This window comes from Bradyrhizobium sp. Ken51, from assembly GCF_055807435.1.
The window spans coordinates 108,388-122,334 of sequence record NZ_JBVVPB010000008.1 but is presented as its reverse complement, the minus strand read 5'-3'; the positions used below and the strand labels follow the sequence as shown (position 1 = coordinate 122,334).

Here is a 13,947-nt window from a genome sequence, read left to right as displayed (position 1 = left end):
TGATCCGGAAAAGTGTGTAGCGGTTTTCCGGCAAGATCATGCGCAAAGAGTAAGAAGCTTGAGAAGAGACAAGACAATGAACATTAATCATCCCGCCACCCCTCCGCTTGCCCCCGATTTGATCGAACAATTCCGCAAGATCGTCGGCGAGAGGCACGCCATCACGGATGCGGCCGACATCGAGGCCTATGTCACCGAGGAGCGCAATCTGTTCCACGGCCGCTCGCCACTGGTGCTGCGCCCGGGCTCGACCGCCGAAGTGGCCGCAATCTGCAAGCTCGCCTCCGCGCACAGAATCGCGCTGGTGCCGCAGGGCGGCAACACCGGGCTCGTCGGCGGCCAGACGCCGCACAATGGCGAGGTGGTGGTGTCGCTGCGGCGGCTCGACAAGATCCGTGAGATCGACACTGCGTCGAACACCATGACCTGCGAGGCCGGCGTGGTCCTGCAGATCGCGCAGCAGAAGGCCGCGGACGTCGACCGGCTATTTCCGCTCTCGCTCGGCGCGGAAGGGAGCTGCACCATCGGCGGCAATCTCTCGACCAATGCCGGCGGCACGGCCGCGCTCGCCTATGGCGTCGCGCGCGAGATGGCGCTGGGGCTCGAGGTGGTGCTGGCGGACGGGCGCGTGCTCAACGTGCTCTCCAAGCTGAAGAAGGACAACACCGGCTACAATCTGCATAACCTCTTTATCGGCGCCGAAGGCACGCTCGGCATCATCACCGCGGCGACGCTAAAATTGTTTCCGAAGCCGCGGTCGATCGAGACCGCCTTCGTCGGGCTGAAGTCGCCGGACGCCGCGCTGAAACTGCTGGCAATCGCGCAAAGCGAGGCCGCCAATGCGCTGACGAGCTTCGAGCTGCTCTCGGAGATGGCGGTCGATTTCTCGATCCGCCACGGCATCGACGTGCGCGATCCGCTCGCGCAGAAGCATGCCTGGTACGTGCTGATGGAATTGTCTTCGCCGGGTGACGATGCCCGCACGCCGCTGGAAGCGATCCTCGGCCGCGCCATGGAGGACGAGATCGTCGACGACGCGGTGATCGCGGCCAACCTCACCCAGCGAGCCGGCTTCTGGAAGCTGCGCGACGAGATGTCGTCGGCGCAGAAGCCGGAGGGCGGCTCGATCAAGCACGACATTTCCGTGCCGGTGGCCACGGTGCCCGCCTTCATTGCCGAGGCCAATGAAGCCGTGGTCAAACTGATCCCCGGCGCGCGGCCGGTGCCGTTCGGCCATCTCGGCGACGGCAATCTGCACTACAATGTCAGCCAGCCCATCGGCGCCAACACCGCGGATTATTTGGCGCGGTGGCACGAGATGAACGCGGTCGTGTTCGCGATCGTGCTGCGCATGGGCGGTTCGATCTCGGCGGAGCACGGCATCGGCGTGCTCAAGCGCGACGAGCTGCCCGACGTGAAGGACAAGACCGCAATCGAGCTGATGCGACAGCTCAAGGCGATGCTCGATCCGCTCGGAATCATGAACCCGGGAAAAGTGCTGTGAGTGCGCTCAGGATCGATGCGATCACCGACCCCGATGTCGAGCCCGTGGTCGCGCTGTGGCAGCGCTGCGGCCTGACCCGGCCCTGGAACGATCCGCATGCCGACATCGCGCTGGCGCGGCGGCGCGACAATTCCACCATCCTGCTCGGCCGCGACGGCGGCGCCATCGTCGCCACCGTGATGGTCGGCCATGACGGCCATCGCGGCTGGGTCTATTACGTCGCCGTCGACCCGGATAGACAGAAGCGTGGCTACGGACGCGTCATCATGGCAGCGGCCGAGGACTGGCTGCGCGCGGCTGGAATTCTGAAGCTCCAGCTCCTGGTCCGGCGCGGGAATGAGCAGGCCAATGCGTTCTACCAGTCGCTGGGTTTCGAGGAATCGACCTCGGTGATGTTCCAGAAGTGGCTCGACGGCCGCACCACAACGCCAAGCAATTGAGATCGAGCCATGACCATTTCCGACCGCGTCCGCATCAAGGACGTCCGCGTGCTCTCGGACGGCTGGACCACGCTGAAGAACACCACGTTTGAGTACCGGCGCGCCAATGGCGAATGGCAGACGCAGCACCGCGAGACCTATGAGCGCGACAACGCAGCCGCCGTGCTGCCATATAATCTGGCACGCCGTACCGTGATCCTGGTGAAGCAATTCCGCCTGCCGGCGTTCATTCGCGGCTACGACGATCTCCTGATCGAAGCCGCCGCCGGCGTGCTGGACGACGCCTCGCCCGAAATGCGCATCCGCGCCGAGGCCGAGGAGGAGACGGGTTATCGCCTGCACCACGTCCACAAGGTGTTCGAGGCGTTCATGAGTCCCGGCGCCATCACCGAGAAGCTGCATTTCTTTGTCGCCGAGTACGAGCCGGAGATGCGGGTCAGCGACGGCGGCGGTCTCGAACACGAAGGCGAGGACATCGAGGTGCTGGAGCTCGGCATCGACGAGGCGCTGGCGATGATCGCGGACGGCCGCATCATCGACGCCAAGGCCATCATGCTGCTGCAGCATGTGGCGCTGCATGTGTTTCGGTGAGCTCGCTTACTCTTGAGCTCACCCCCGACTATCTCTAGTCTGTCGCCAACAAGAACCAGGAGACGCGCCCCATGACCGCTTCGCGCGACGACGAATTCGGCTTTGCGCCCGACTATGACGCCCCCGTTCCCTATATGCAGCGCACGCGGGACTATTACGCCGCGATTGGCTACACCACGGCGTATCGCTGGGCTCATTACACCGAGGCGCCGTTCCAGCCGCTGAAGAAGCCGCTGGCGCAATCACGCGTCACCATCATCACGACGGCCGCGCCGTACGATCCGGACAAGGGCGACCAGGGACCGGGCGCGGCGTATAATGGCGGCGCGAAATTCTACCAGGTCTATGACGGCGACACGGCGAAGCAGCACGACCTTCGCATCTCGCATATCGGCTACGACCGCAAGCACACCACGGCCACCGACCACGGCACCTGGTTTCCGCTGCCGCAGCTTCTGAAGGCGAGCGCCGCCGGGCGCATCGGCGAGGTGGCCCCGCGGTTCTTCGGCGCGCCGACCAACCGCAGCCATCGCGTCACCCTCGACACCGACGCGCCGGAAATCCTGGCGCGGGCCGTTGCCGACAAGGTCGACGTCGCCGTGCTGGTGCCGAACTGCCCGGTCTGTCACCAGACTACGGCGCTGGTGGCACGGCATCTCGAAGCCAACGGCATTCCGACCGTGATCATGGGCTGCGCCAAGGACATCATCGAGCACGCCGCCGCGCCGCGCTTCCTGTTCTCGGATTTCCCGCTCGGCAATTCCGCCGGCAGGCCGCACGACGTCGCCTCGCAGGCGCAGACGCTCGAGCTGGCGCTCACGCTGCTGGAGACCGCAAGCGGGCCGCAGACCACGATGCAGTCGCCGCTGCGCTGGAGCGAGGACGCTTCCTGGAAGCTCGACTACAACAACGTCGCGCAGCTCTCGCCTGAAGAGCTGGCGCGCCGCCGTGCCGAATTCGACAAGCAGAAGGAGATCGCGCGCGGCAATCGCGCCGCCTGACGTCCTCCGACAACCAAAAACAAAAAGGGAGAGCGACGTGACGCGACCGTTCGAGGGCGTGAAGATCCTGGACTTCACGCAAGTGCTGGCCGGCCCCTATGCGAGCTACCAGCTCGCGCTCCTGGGCGCCGACGTCATCAAGGTCGAGCGGCGCGAGGGCGAGGACATGCGCCGCACGCCGCTGTCACGCGAATGGGCCGAGCGCGGGCTCGCGCCGGCATTCCAGGCCATCAACGGCAACAAGCGCAGCCTGACGCTCGATCTGCAAAAGCCCGATGCGATCGCGATCGTGAAGAAGCTCGCGAGCCAGGTCGACGTGGTCATGGAGAATTTTCGCCCCGGCGTGATGGACAAGCTCGGCATCGGCTATGAGGCGCTGTCCGCGATCAATCCGAAGCTGATCTATTGCGCGGTATCAGGCTTCGGCCAGACCGGGCCGGATCGGCTGCGCCCCGGCTATGACGGCAAGATGCAGGCGCTGTCCGGCATCATGGCGATCACGGGTCATCCCGAAACGGGCCCGACGCGTGCGGGCTTTGCGGTGTGCGACGTGCTGTCGGGCGCGACCGCTGCGTTCGGCGTGTCGAGCGCGCTGTACCAGCGCGACCGCACCGGCAAGGGCCAGCTCATTGACGTCTCCATGTTGGAGGCAACGATGGCGTTTCTGTCGGGGCAGATCGCGGACTGGTCGGTCGCCGGCCATCGCCAGCAGCTGTCGGGCAATCAGGCCGTCAGCCGCAGGACCACGGCGAATTTGTTTAGATGCGGCGACGGTCACATCCTGCTTGCCGTCAACAACGAGAAGCAATATCGCGCGCTGATGTCTGCGCTCGGCCGCGAGGACACGCTCAGCGATCCGCGCTTTGCCGACTGGTTCGCGCGCAACGAGAACGAGCCGGCGCTGCGCGCCGTCATCGAAGAGGCGCTCGCGGCAAGGCCGGCGCGCGAATGGGAAACCATTCTGGAAGATGCCGGCGCGCCCTGCGCCAGCATCTGGAAGGTCGAGGAAGTGATCGACCATCCGCAGATCAAGGCGCGCGGCGCGATCCAGGAGCTCGATACGCCCTACGGGCGGCTCCGTTTCGCCGGCAGCGGATTCAAGCTCGCGCATGGCGGCGGCAGGCTGGACCGGATGGCGCCGGAGCTGGGGGCGGATACGGATGCGGTGCTGGGCGAGCTGGGATTTGACGCGGCGGAGATCGCGGAGCTGAGGGCGAGGGAGATTGTGTGAGGCCGAAGCCGCCTAGAACAACGACCCCTGCCCGTCATCGGCCGACCCGGCCGCCGCTTTCCGCACCGCCCGCTTCGGTTTCGCGGCCTCTACCTCCGCCTCGATCTCCTCCGCGCTGATCGGAAGGAGCAACTGGTCGTCGTCATTGGCGACGCGGTTGACGCGGGTGGAGACCGGGTGCCAGGCGAATTCGCCGATGCGCGGCGCTGTCATCAGCGGTAACACGGCATCGACGTCGTCGCTGCGGCTGTCGAGCCAGCGCTCGAAATCGCGCGGGCTGATGGTGACGGGCACGCGGTCATGCAGCGTGGCGAGATCCTCGCCCGCGGCCGCCGTGACGATCGCGACCGTGTCGAGCTCCTCGCCGTTCGGCCCGGCCCAGGTCTCGAACAATGCGGCGAAGCCGAGCGGCGCGCCGTCGGCGCGATGGATGTAGAAGGGCTGCTTGCGGCCATCCTCCGTCTTCCATTCGTAATAGCCGTCGGCGGGAATCAGGCCGCGGCGCCGGCGAATCGCGCGTTTGAAGGCGGGCTTCTCCAGCACAGTCTCGGAACGCGCATTGATCAGGAGCGTAAATCCCTTGGGATCCTTCACCCAGCCCGGCAGCAGGCCCCAGCGCATCAGGCGAAAATGGCGCGCGCCGTTCTCGACCAGCACGACCGGAATCGGTTGTGTCGGGGCCACGTTGAACCGGGGCGGGAAGTTCGGCTGCTCGATGTAGCCGAACAGTTGCCGCAAAGCCGCGGGGGCCGAAGTTATGACGAAGCGTCCACACATCCTTGAGGGCCTATATAGGGTCCGTTCAGGTCCTTTTAACCCCGAACGTTAACACTGCGGCAGATGAGCTCAACGGTCTCCCAGCCGGCGCGAATGCATGGACAGACGGCGCCCGAGGCAGCGGCCTGGGCCGAGCGGCTGCGCGTGGCCAACATCAACCCGCGGACCGGGCTTGCCACCGACTATCTCAACCATTTCAATGAAGCCGTGATGCTGCTGGAAATGGTCCCGGACATGCCGGAATGCGCGGAAGATTTTCTGACCTGGTCGCCACTGTCCTATGCCGAGCATTTCACCGCCTCGAATTTCAAGGCGCGGGATCTGGCGATCGAAGCCTATGAAAAGGCCGACCCGAATGTGCGCGCCCAGTTCGACCACCTCGCCGACACCATGACCTCGATCCTGACGGCGGTCGGCTCGGCCATGCGCGAGGTCGAGAAGGACACGACCCGCGTTCGCCTCGCCGAGCAGGCCGCCCACTGGGTCAAGCCGCTGATCGCGGCTTGCGGCGGCATCATCAATGGCGGCGCGGAAGCCGACATCGACACCATCATGGCGAACTGAGCCCGAACAGGTGACGTCATGGCCGCGATCGTTCAGCCCACCCGTCCCCAGATCGCGGTCAGTGCCGCGATTTTTCGTGACGGCAAAGTGCTTCTGACCCGTCGCGCGCGCTCGCCGGCAAAGGGGTTTTATTCGCTGCCGGGCGGCCGGGTCGAATTCGGCGAATCGCTGCACCAAGCGCTGGGCCGCGAGATCGAGGAGGAGACCGGGCTCAATATCGACATCATCGGCCTCGCGGGCTGGCGCGAAGTGCTCCCCGCCGCGGCCGGCGCCGGCCACTACCTGATCATGTCCTTTGCTGCCCGCTGGGTGGCCCGGGAGCCGGTTCTCAACGACGAGCTCGACGACTACCGCTGGATCGCCCCGGAGGCCCTGGCGAGCCTTGGCGACCTCAAGCTGACCGGCGGGCTGGAAGAGGTCATCCAGTCCGCCCACCGGCTGATCGGCCCCTGACGGCCCGGCGCCTTGCGTCCACCGCCTTGAGGAGGCATACACCCGGCCGATGTCGACGCGATTTCTGGCCATTTTTGTCCTGATTCTCGCCTGCGCCTCGGTGCCCACGAGGGCTCAGGACGGGGCAGCGCCGTTTGACGGCGATTTGCAGCGGCTGGCCGAGATCCTCGGTGGGCTGCACTATCTGCGCGGCATCTGCGGGTCCAACGAGGGCAACAAATGGCGCAGCGAGATGCAGGCGCTGATCGATGCCGAAACACCCGCGGGCGAACGCCGCACCCGCATGATCGCCGGCTTCAACCGCGGCTATAACGGTTTTCAGCAGACCTACCGGAGCTGCACGCCGGCCGCGACGGTGGCGATCCGCCGCTACATCGAGGAAGGCTCGAAGATCTCTCGCGATCTCACGGCGCGTTACGCGAACTGAACTCTCCATTCGTCATTCCGGTGCGCGACGAAGTCGCGAGCCCGGAATGACAGCGGCGGGAACCCTGTCATCGACTTTGTACACAGCCGTTAACCGTTCCTAAAGATGTGGCCTAGCGGGCGTTAACGCGCGTGCTACACCTCTCGCACAGCGCATCGCCGTGGATCGCGCCCCAGCCCTGATCGAGTTTCATGAGCCATCCAGTGTCCTACGCCCCCGCACGCGCGCCGCTGCCCGATCACGAGCAGAAGCAGGCCGCACTGAGCTATCTCAACGAGGCCTGGGCCGAAGCGCGCCATGATGGCGTCGACGGCGACTGCCTGGCGCAGGCGAGCCTGTTCGCGGCCCTTGCCGAGCTCGTCGGCACCTATGGCGAGGACGCGGTGGCGAAGTTCGTCGAAGGCTTTCCCGGCCGCATTCGCAACGGCGAATTCTCGGTCGACATTTCCAGACAGTAAGTCTTTCTCCAGGCAGTAAGCCTTGCCGAAAATGCCCCCGCCACGCGGGCGGGGCCAGTTTCCGCTGCGTTGGAATACGCTCCCCGGCCGTTACGGCTCGATCTTGAGCGTCGCTTTCATGTTGGGATGATAGCGGCAGTAATAATCGACCGTGCCTGCCTTCTTGAGAACCAACGTCCCTGATTTTTTCGCAGGCAGGTTGACGTCGAAATCGCCGCTCCCAGCAGTCGCGGTGTGGGCGAACACGTCCTTGTTGATCCATTCAATGGTGTCGCCGACCTTGGCCGAAGCGTCTTTCGGCGACACTTCGAGGTTCTCCATCGTGATCTCTATGGTCGCAGCGTGCGCCGGGACGACCGACGCCACGAGCAGGACCGCTGACGCGATCGCAGACAAACGTCCCGGCATCATCGCCTCCCTATTTCAGCTCCGCCGCGACGTGCTCGGCGTGCTGCTGATGGCCCTGAAAGATTTTCAGGCCGGTCTGCAGCAGGCTCTTCAGTTCGGCATTGCTGGCGGACGGAATGAGCTGGGTTTCCAGCGCGCCATTGACGGTTTTGTGGTAGGCGACCTCGTTCGCGACATAGGCCTTGTCGAAGGCTGCACCGCTCAGCTTGTCCAGTTCGGCGAGCTTCTCGCTCGCCTGCTTTGACAGCGCCTTGCTGGTGTCGTTGTCTTCAGGCGTGACGTTCAGCTTCTTGACCAGCGCGAGCGCCTGCTTGTTGACGGCCTCGTGGTCGCGCAGCATGTCGTCGGCAAACGCCTTCACGTCCTTGTTCTTGGCTTTCTTCTGCGCCTGCTTGGCTGCGTTGATGTCGATCACGCCCGCGGTATAGGCGATGTGGGCGATCTGCGGATCGGTCAGCTTGTCGGCTGCTCTGGCGCCTTGCAGCAGCGCGGGGCTCGACAACAAAATTGCAGCGGCGATCGCCGTGGTCCAACGAACGAACATGGTTTGACACTCCTGTGGTGCCGGACGTTTTGCCGGCGCGTTGCTTCACAGGCGTTGGATGGGATTCTCGCGCGAACGTTCCCGAAAAACTTCAGCCGCCGATGCCGAGCCGCTTCAGCACTGACACGGTCAGCCGCTCGCAGCGCCACCCGGCGAACGGGAACGCATCCATCACTAGGGGACCGATCTCCTTCTCGACGTTCTCGCGCAGCATGGTCCGCGCACGGTGCAGCCGCGTCTTCACGGTCTCGGGCTTGACGCCGAGCAGCTCCGCGGTCTCCTCGATGTTCATGCCTTCCATGACGCGTGCGACGAAGACCATGCGGAAGACATCCGGCAATTCATCGATGGCGCGCTCGACGACGCGCTGGATTTCACGTTGGGCCATGGTCCTTTCCGGATCGCCTGCGGAGGAAGCGGGAAATTTGATGATCTGCGCCTCGAGCGTCGCTTCGGGCACCGAGCCGAGCTCGACATGCGGCCTGGCGCCTCGCGCCCGGCCAAGCGCCTCGTTGATGGCGATGCGCGACAGCCAGGTCGACAGTCCGGACTCGCCGCGGAAGCCGTCGAGATGGGTGAAGGCACGGACATAAGTTTCCTGAACCACATCCTCGGCTTCGCTGTCGCTGCGCAGGATTCCGCGTGCCAGACGATAGAGCCTGCGGTTATTGGCCTGCATGATCTCGCGCAGCGCGGCCTCGTCACGGCCCCGCGCCCGCTCGACCAGTTCGGCTTCCAATGTCCGGATTTCTGATGTTTTGGCGCCGGCGGACAGGCCGGCTGCGGTCCGTGGCATGGCGGTCACCTGCTTATTTGGCTTCGTTCCGGACATTGGATGCCGCCCCAAGGGAAAGGTTCCCAAGTTTCTGCCCTCCCCTGGGGGAGGGACCAGGGAATATCCTAATCCGTCTCGATCGGCAGCGCCGGATCCCTCGCCCACTCCCCCATCGAAGCATCGTACAGCGTCAGCTTGTCGTAACCGAGCTGCGTCAGCAGCAGCAGATCGATCGTCGCCGAGATGCCGCCACCGCAATAGCAGATTACATTCTTGTCGCGCGTGACGCCTGCCGCGGCGAATTCAGCTTCGGCGTCGGCGAGCGAGGTCAGGGTCTTGTCGGCATTGACAAGCGTTGCCGCTGATACGTTGACGCTGCCGGGAACACGGCCGGGCCGCCCGTAGCGGCTCGGCTCGAGGCCGCGATGAAACTGTGGGCCGAGCGCGTTGACGATAACAGTCGCGGGATCGCCGAGCCGCGCCTTCACTGCATTCTTGTCGACGAAGAAGCCCGCGCGCGGTGTGGCCTTGAAGGTCGTGGCCGAATAGCCCTTCGGCGCGCCTGTTACGATCGGGCGCCCCTCGTCCTTCCATTTGTCGAGGCCGCCGTCTAGCACACGCGCATCGACGCCGAGCGAGCGCAGCATCCACCAGAACCGCGTCGACCACATCATGGTGCCGATGCTGTAGAGTACGACCGACTTGGATGCATCGAGGCCATGGCGGCCGAAGGCGGCCTCCAGCTGGGCCACATCAGGCATCATGAAGAATTGCTGCGCAGAGGCGTCGGAGAACTCGCCTTGCAGGTCGAGAAAATCGGCCCCCGGAATATGGCCCGCCTCGAACGTCTTGTCGCCGGGCACCGCGCGATAGGGCACATCGCTGCCTGGTGGCACCGGCTCGTTGTAGGTCGTGCAGTCGTAGAGGCGCAGGTTGGGATCGCCGAGCTGGGCTGCGAGTTGCTCGGTGGTGATGAGGGATGTCGGTTGGGACATTGTGCGCTCCCATGTCTTCCCAATGTCGTCCCGGCGAAGGCCGGGACCCATAACCCCGGGAAGAAATTATGTGGAGGCTAGTCGTTCGGTACTGCGACTCTCGCAACCGAGACACCTCGCGGTATGGGTCCCGGCCTTCGCCGGGACGACATCGAGTGTGCTGCGCGCGCGTGCTGCCTCACCGCAAATTAGTTACGCCTTCAACGTCTCCAGAAACCGGACCGGCTCGCCCTGCGCGGCGGTCACGAGCTCGCCCTGCCACATCACACGGCGACCGCGGATAAAGGTGCCGACGGGCCAGCCGGTGACGCGCAACCCGTCATAGGGGGTCCAGCCGGCCTTGGACGCGACCCATTTGTTGGTGATGGTCTCGCTGCGCTTGAGATCGACGACGGTGAAGTCGGCGTCGTAGCCGGCGGCGATGCGGCCCTTGCAGGCCATGTTGTAGAGGCGCGCGGGGCCGGCGCTGGTGAGATCGACGAAACGCGCCAGCGACAGGCGGCCGGCATTGACGTGGTCGAGCATGAGCGGCACCAGCGTCTGCACGCCGGTCATGCCGGAGGGCGAGGCCGGATAGGTCTTCTGTTTCTCTTCGAGCATATGCGGGGCGTGGTCCGACCCGAGCACGTCGATGATGCCCTGCTCGATGCCGCGCCAGATTCCGGCGCGGTGATCGGCGCCGCGCACCGGCGGATTCATCTGCGCCAACGTGCCGAGCCGCTCGTAGCATTCGGGCGCGACCAGCGTGAGATGATGCGGCGTCGCCTCGCAGGACGCGACATCCTTGTGGTCGCGCAAAAATTCGATCTCTTCCTTGGTCGAGATATGCAGCACATGGATGCGCTTGCCCGTCTCGTGCGCGAGCTTCACCAGCCGCTGCGTCGCCATCAGCGCCGCGGTTTCGTCGCGCCACACCGGATGCGAGCGCGTGTCGCCCTCGATGCGCAGCGGCTTGCGCTCATTGAGGCGGTACTCGTCTTCGGCGTGAAACGCGGCGCGGCGGCGGATCACCTGAAAGATGCGACGCAGGCTTTCGTCGTCCTCCACCAGCAGCGCGCCGGTCGAGGAGCCGATAAACACCTTGACGCCGGCGCAAGCGGGCGCACGCTCCAGCACCGGCAGGTCCTGCACGTTCTCGCGGGTGCCGCCGATGAAGAAGGCGAAGTCGCAATGCATGCGGTGATGGGCGCGCTTCACCTTGTCGGTGAAGGTGGCCTCCGTCACGGTCAATGGCGAGGTGTTCGGCATCTCGAACACGGCGGTGACGCCGCCCATCACGGCGCTGCGCGAGCCGGTCTCGAGGTCTTCCTTCTGCTCCAGCCCGGGCTCGCGGAAATGCACCTGCGTATCCATCACGCCGGGCAGGATGTGCAGGCCCTTGCAGTCGATCACCTCCGCGGCGGACGCCTGCGACAGCGCGCCGATCTCGGCAATGCGGCCGTTGACGACGCCGATATCGCGGGCTCCCTCGCCGTCCTGGTTGACGACAGTGCCGCCCTTGAGGATCACGTCGAAACGCTGGGTCATGGCTGAAGGCCCCTCTCGTCCCCAAGCGCAGGGCTTGAGGTCTTGTCGTTTTTGCCTTGCGGGCTTACGTTCCGGAGCAACATGTCGCAAGAGATTTTCGTATGAAATCAGCGTTTCTTCCGGACCGGGGCGTGATCAAGGTCGCGGGCGAGGATGCGCGCAACTTCCTCAATGGCCTCGTCACGACCGATGTCGACAAGCTGAAGCCGGGCCTGGGTCGATTCGGCGCGCTGCTGACGCCGCAGGGCAAGATCATCGTGGATTTCCTGATCACGGAAGCGCCTGCCGGCCATGGCGGCGGGTTCCTGATCGATTGCCCGAAGCCGCTTGCCGACGGCCTCGCCACCAAGCTGAAATTCTACAAGCTGCGCGCCAAGGTCACGGTGGAAAACCTGTCCGACGATCTCGGCGTGCTCGCGGCCTGGGACGGCAAGCCCGCGGCCCAGCCCGACCTCGCCTTCGCCGATCCGCGCAATGAGGGCCTCGGCTACCGCATCCTGATTCCCGAAGATCTCAAACAGAAGCTGTCCGATCTGATCGGCGCCGAGCTGGTCGACGCCACCGCATACGAGGCCCACCGCATTGCGCTCGGCGTGCCGCGCGGCGGGCTCGATTTCACGTACAGCGATGCGTTCCCGCACGAGACCAACATGGACCGCCTTTCCGGCGTCGATTTCGACAAGGGCTGCTATGTCGGTCAGGAGGTCGTCTCGCGCATGCAGCATCGCGGCACCGCGCGCACCCGCAGCGTCAAGGTGCTGCTCGAGGACTCTTCGCCGGAGCCCGGCGTCAGCGTCATGGCCGGCGACAAGCCCGTCGGCACGATGGGCTCGTCGGCGAAAGGAAAGGGTATCGCGCTGGTGCGCATCGACCGCGTCGCTGATGCGCTCGATGCAGGACAGGCGCTGACTGCCGGTGGCCTCGCTGTGAGGCTTGCGGAACCAGACGTCGTGCGCATTCCAACGAAGCAACCCATCGCATGAGCCGTGCTCCCCGCCTGCATCCCGACGGAAAGACCCGCTGCCCCTGGCCCGGCGAAGATCCGCTTTACGTCGCCTATCACGACACCGAGTGGGGCGTGCCGGAATATGACGACCGCGCGCTCTATGAGAAGCTGATCCTCGACGGTTTCCAGGCCGGCCTGTCCTGGATCACGATCCTGCGCAAGCGCGATAATTTCCGCAAAGCCTTCGACGATTTCCAGCCGGAAAAGATCGCACGCTACAGCGAGAAGAAAGTTCACTCGCTGATGAACGATGCCGGCATCGTGCGCAACAAGGCCAAGATCGACGGCGCGATAGCGAGCGCGAAATCCTATCTCGACATCATGGAGAAGGGCCCCGGCTTCTCGAAATTCTTGTGGGACTTCATGGACGGAAGGCCCAAGGTCAACAATTTCAAGACCACCGCGAGCGTGCCGGCCTCGACGCCGCTCTCCATGCAGATCTCCAAGGAGCTGTCCTCGCGCGGCTTCAAGTTCGTCGGCCCGACCATCGTCTATGCCTTCATGCAGGCGACCGGCATGGTCAACGATCATCTCGTCGACTGCCATTGTCACGCGAGCTGCGGCAAGACGCAGCGCAAGCCGCGCCTCAAGTCCAAATGACGGCCAGGAAGTCGTCACGCGATGTGGCGTCTCGTGCCTGGCAGCGCATGCTGTCGGGCCGGCGGCTCGATTTGCTCGATCCCTCCCCGCTCGATATCGAGATCGCCGACGTCGCGCATGGGCTGGCGCGTGTGGCCCGCTGGAACGGCCAGACCATCGGCGCGCATATCTTCTCGGTCGCGCAGCACACGCTGCTGGTCGAAACCGTGATGCGGCACGAGAACCCGCGCGTGGATCTGCGCGTGCGGCTCGCCGCGCTGCTGCACGATGCGCCCGAATATGTGATCGGCGATATGATATCGCCGTTCAAGGCGGTTCTGGACGGCCATTACAAGGCGGTCGAGAAACGCCTGCTCGGAGCCATCCACATCCGCTTTGGCCTGCCGCCGGTGCTGCCGGAGGAGATCACGTTGGCGATCAAGGCCGCCGATCGCGGCGCGGCCTATCTGGAGGCGACGACGCTCGCCGGTTTTAGCGAGAGCGAGGCCAAGCGCCTGTTCGGCAAGGATCCCGGCCTCTCCGACAGCGTCCGGCGCGACTATCTCACTCCCTGGACGGCTGCCCGGGCCGAGAAGCAGTTTCTGGAGCGGTTTGGCGCAGTGTTTGCCTGATCGTTGTCGTGGGTTAAAGTCCTGCGGGGCGGGTA

18 protein-coding genes are annotated in these 13,947 nt (G+C 64.8%); 12 read left to right on the top strand and 6 right to left on the bottom strand.

The genetic code is table 11. The annotated features are described in order from the left end of the window. Positions 1–76: 76 nt before the first annotated feature. The 5 genes from AC0L27_RS15955 to AC0L27_RS15935 all read left to right on the top strand — a co-directional run bounded on the left by AC0L27_RS15955 (position 77) and on the right by AC0L27_RS15935 (position 4,767). Entirely contained in the window at positions 77–1,504 is a 1,428-nt protein-coding gene (locus AC0L27_RS15955) for an FAD-binding oxidoreductase (RefSeq protein WP_275171660.1), read from the top strand. After that, the gene (locus AC0L27_RS15950; RefSeq protein ID WP_275171658.1) at positions 1,501–1,944 is read left to right on the top strand and encodes a GNAT family acetyltransferase; all 444 of its coding nucleotides are present in this window, start codon (positions 1,501–1,503) and stop codon (positions 1,942–1,944) included. The genes AC0L27_RS15955 and AC0L27_RS15950 overlap by 4 nt, the downstream gene beginning before the upstream one ends. 9 nt (positions 1,945–1,953) lie before the next feature. Next, positions 1,954–2,535: an NUDIX hydrolase gene (locus tag AC0L27_RS15945; protein WP_027568647.1), complete on the top strand. Its 582-nt coding sequence runs from the start codon at positions 1,954–1,956 to the stop codon at positions 2,533–2,535. Positions 2,536–2,606: 71 nt separating this feature from the next. Continuing rightward, complete coding sequence (locus tag AC0L27_RS15940; RefSeq protein ID WP_354256315.1) at positions 2,607–3,536, top strand: glycine reductase; 930 nt, start codon at positions 2,607–2,609, stop codon at positions 3,534–3,536. A 37-nt stretch (positions 3,537–3,573) separates the two neighbouring features. Beyond that, on the top strand, positions 3,574–4,767 hold the full coding sequence (locus tag AC0L27_RS15935; protein WP_354209065.1) for a CaiB/BaiF CoA transferase family protein: 1,194 nt from the start codon (positions 3,574–3,576) through the stop codon (positions 4,765–4,767). A gap of 12 nt (positions 4,768–4,779) precedes the next feature. On the opposite strand, the gene AC0L27_RS15930 is transcribed toward AC0L27_RS15935, so the two are convergent. Further along, the gene (locus tag AC0L27_RS15930; RefSeq protein WP_275171652.1) at positions 4,780–5,544 is read right to left on the bottom strand and encodes an SOS response-associated peptidase; all 765 of its coding nucleotides are present in this window, start codon (positions 5,542–5,544) and stop codon (positions 4,780–4,782) included. A gap of 63 nt (positions 5,545–5,607) precedes the next feature. Between AC0L27_RS15930 and AC0L27_RS15925 the strand changes: the two genes are divergently transcribed. The 4 genes from AC0L27_RS15925 to AC0L27_RS15910 all read left to right on the top strand — a co-directional run bounded on the left by AC0L27_RS15925 (position 5,608) and on the right by AC0L27_RS15910 (position 7,446). Beyond that, entirely contained in the window at positions 5,608–6,108 is a 501-nt protein-coding gene (locus AC0L27_RS15925) for a hypothetical protein (RefSeq protein ID WP_275171650.1), read from the top strand. A gap of 18 nt (positions 6,109–6,126) precedes the next feature. Then, positions 6,127–6,561 (top strand): NUDIX hydrolase, encoded by a 435-nt coding sequence (locus tag AC0L27_RS15920; RefSeq protein WP_275171648.1) that lies wholly within the window; start codon positions 6,127–6,129, stop codon positions 6,559–6,561. Between the two features lie 49 nt (positions 6,562–6,610). Next, positions 6,611–6,988 (top strand): TIGR02301 family protein, encoded by a 378-nt coding sequence (locus AC0L27_RS15915; RefSeq protein WP_275171646.1) that lies wholly within the window; start codon positions 6,611–6,613, stop codon positions 6,986–6,988. 191 nt (positions 6,989–7,179) lie between these two features. Then, on the top strand, positions 7,180–7,446 hold the full coding sequence (locus AC0L27_RS15910; protein ID WP_007594892.1) for a hypothetical protein: 267 nt from the start codon (positions 7,180–7,182) through the stop codon (positions 7,444–7,446). A 90-nt stretch (positions 7,447–7,536) separates the two neighbouring features. Here AC0L27_RS15910 and AC0L27_RS15905 read toward each other — a convergent pair whose 3' ends face one another. From AC0L27_RS15905 to AC0L27_RS15885, 5 genes are all read right to left on the bottom strand, one after another. Further along, positions 7,537–7,854, bottom strand: a complete 318-nt coding sequence (locus tag AC0L27_RS15905; RefSeq protein ID WP_354209066.1) for a cupredoxin domain-containing protein — start codon at positions 7,852–7,854, stop codon at positions 7,537–7,539. Positions 7,855–7,864: 10 nt separating this feature from the next. Then, positions 7,865–8,398 (bottom strand): DUF4142 domain-containing protein, encoded by a 534-nt coding sequence (locus tag AC0L27_RS15900; protein WP_354209068.1) that lies wholly within the window; start codon positions 8,396–8,398, stop codon positions 7,865–7,867. Positions 8,399–8,489: 91 nt separating this feature from the next. Then, positions 8,490–9,194 (bottom strand): RNA polymerase sigma factor, encoded by a 705-nt coding sequence (locus AC0L27_RS15895; RefSeq protein ID WP_354209069.1) that lies wholly within the window; start codon positions 9,192–9,194, stop codon positions 8,490–8,492. Positions 9,195–9,298: 104 nt separating this feature from the next. Next, positions 9,299–10,168 (bottom strand): sulfurtransferase, encoded by an 870-nt coding sequence (locus AC0L27_RS15890; protein ID WP_354209070.1) that lies wholly within the window; start codon positions 10,166–10,168, stop codon positions 9,299–9,301. 192 nt (positions 10,169–10,360) lie between these two features. After that, the gene (locus AC0L27_RS15885) at positions 10,361–11,695 is read right to left on the bottom strand and encodes a dihydroorotase (RefSeq protein ID WP_473319645.1); all 1,335 of its coding nucleotides are present in this window, start codon (positions 11,693–11,695) and stop codon (positions 10,361–10,363) included. 101 nt (positions 11,696–11,796) lie between these two features. Between AC0L27_RS15885 and ygfZ the strand changes: the two genes are divergently transcribed. Genes ygfZ through AC0L27_RS15870 form a run of 3 tightly spaced genes read left to right on the top strand, consistent with a single transcriptional unit; the run spans position 11,797 to position 13,912 of the window. Continuing rightward, the gene (gene ygfZ, locus AC0L27_RS15880; protein ID WP_354209072.1) at positions 11,797–12,678 is read left to right on the top strand and encodes a CAF17-like 4Fe-4S cluster assembly/insertion protein YgfZ; all 882 of its coding nucleotides are present in this window, start codon (positions 11,797–11,799) and stop codon (positions 12,676–12,678) included. After that, the gene (locus AC0L27_RS15875) at positions 12,675–13,301 is read left to right on the top strand and encodes a DNA-3-methyladenine glycosylase I (protein WP_473319644.1); all 627 of its coding nucleotides are present in this window, start codon (positions 12,675–12,677) and stop codon (positions 13,299–13,301) included. Before ygfZ ends, AC0L27_RS15875 begins: the two co-directional genes overlap by 4 nt. Beyond that, the gene (locus AC0L27_RS15870) at positions 13,298–13,912 is read left to right on the top strand and encodes an HD family hydrolase (RefSeq protein ID WP_275171630.1); all 615 of its coding nucleotides are present in this window, start codon (positions 13,298–13,300) and stop codon (positions 13,910–13,912) included. The genes AC0L27_RS15875 and AC0L27_RS15870 overlap by 4 nt, the downstream gene beginning before the upstream one ends. Positions 13,913–13,947 lie beyond the last annotated feature (35 nt).

Coding starts and splice junctions, on each gene's coding strand:
- AC0L27_RS15955 (WP_275171660.1), top strand. CDS start 77: ATGAACATTAATCATCCCGCCACCCCTCCGCTTGCCCCCGATTTGATC.
- AC0L27_RS15945 (WP_027568647.1), top strand. CDS start 1,954: ATGACCATTTCCGACCGCGTCCGCATCAAGGACGTCCGCGTGCTCTCG.
- AC0L27_RS15940 (WP_354256315.1), top strand. CDS start 2,607: ATGACCGCTTCGCGCGACGACGAATTCGGCTTTGCGCCCGACTATGAC.
- AC0L27_RS15930 (WP_275171652.1), bottom strand. CDS start 5,544: ATGTGTGGACGCTTCGTCATAACTTCGGCCCCCGCGGCTTTGCGGCAA.
- AC0L27_RS15925 (WP_275171650.1), top strand. CDS start 5,608: ATGAGCTCAACGGTCTCCCAGCCGGCGCGAATGCATGGACAGACGGCG.
- AC0L27_RS15920 (WP_275171648.1), top strand. CDS start 6,127: ATGGCCGCGATCGTTCAGCCCACCCGTCCCCAGATCGCGGTCAGTGCC.
- AC0L27_RS15915 (WP_275171646.1), top strand. CDS start 6,611: ATGTCGACGCGATTTCTGGCCATTTTTGTCCTGATTCTCGCCTGCGCC.
- AC0L27_RS15910 (WP_007594892.1), top strand. CDS start 7,180: ATGAGCCATCCAGTGTCCTACGCCCCCGCACGCGCGCCGCTGCCCGAT.
- AC0L27_RS15905 (WP_354209066.1), bottom strand. CDS start 7,854: ATGCCGGGACGTTTGTCTGCGATCGCGTCAGCGGTCCTGCTCGTGGCG.
- AC0L27_RS15900 (WP_354209068.1), bottom strand. CDS start 8,398: ATGTTCGTTCGTTGGACCACGGCGATCGCCGCTGCAATTTTGTTGTCG.
- AC0L27_RS15895 (WP_354209069.1), bottom strand. CDS start 9,194: ATGCCACGGACCGCAGCCGGCCTGTCCGCCGGCGCCAAAACATCAGAA.
- AC0L27_RS15890 (WP_354209070.1), bottom strand. CDS start 10,168: ATGTCCCAACCGACATCCCTCATCACCACCGAGCAACTCGCAGCCCAG.
- AC0L27_RS15885 (WP_473319645.1), bottom strand. CDS start 11,695: ATGACCCAGCGTTTCGACGTGATCCTCAAGGGCGGCACTGTCGTCAAC.
- ygfZ (WP_354209072.1), top strand. CDS start 11,797: ATGAAATCAGCGTTTCTTCCGGACCGGGGCGTGATCAAGGTCGCGGGC.
- AC0L27_RS15875 (WP_473319644.1), top strand. CDS start 12,675: ATGAGCCGTGCTCCCCGCCTGCATCCCGACGGAAAGACCCGCTGCCCC.
- AC0L27_RS15870 (WP_275171630.1), top strand. CDS start 13,298: ATGACGGCCAGGAAGTCGTCACGCGATGTGGCGTCTCGTGCCTGGCAG.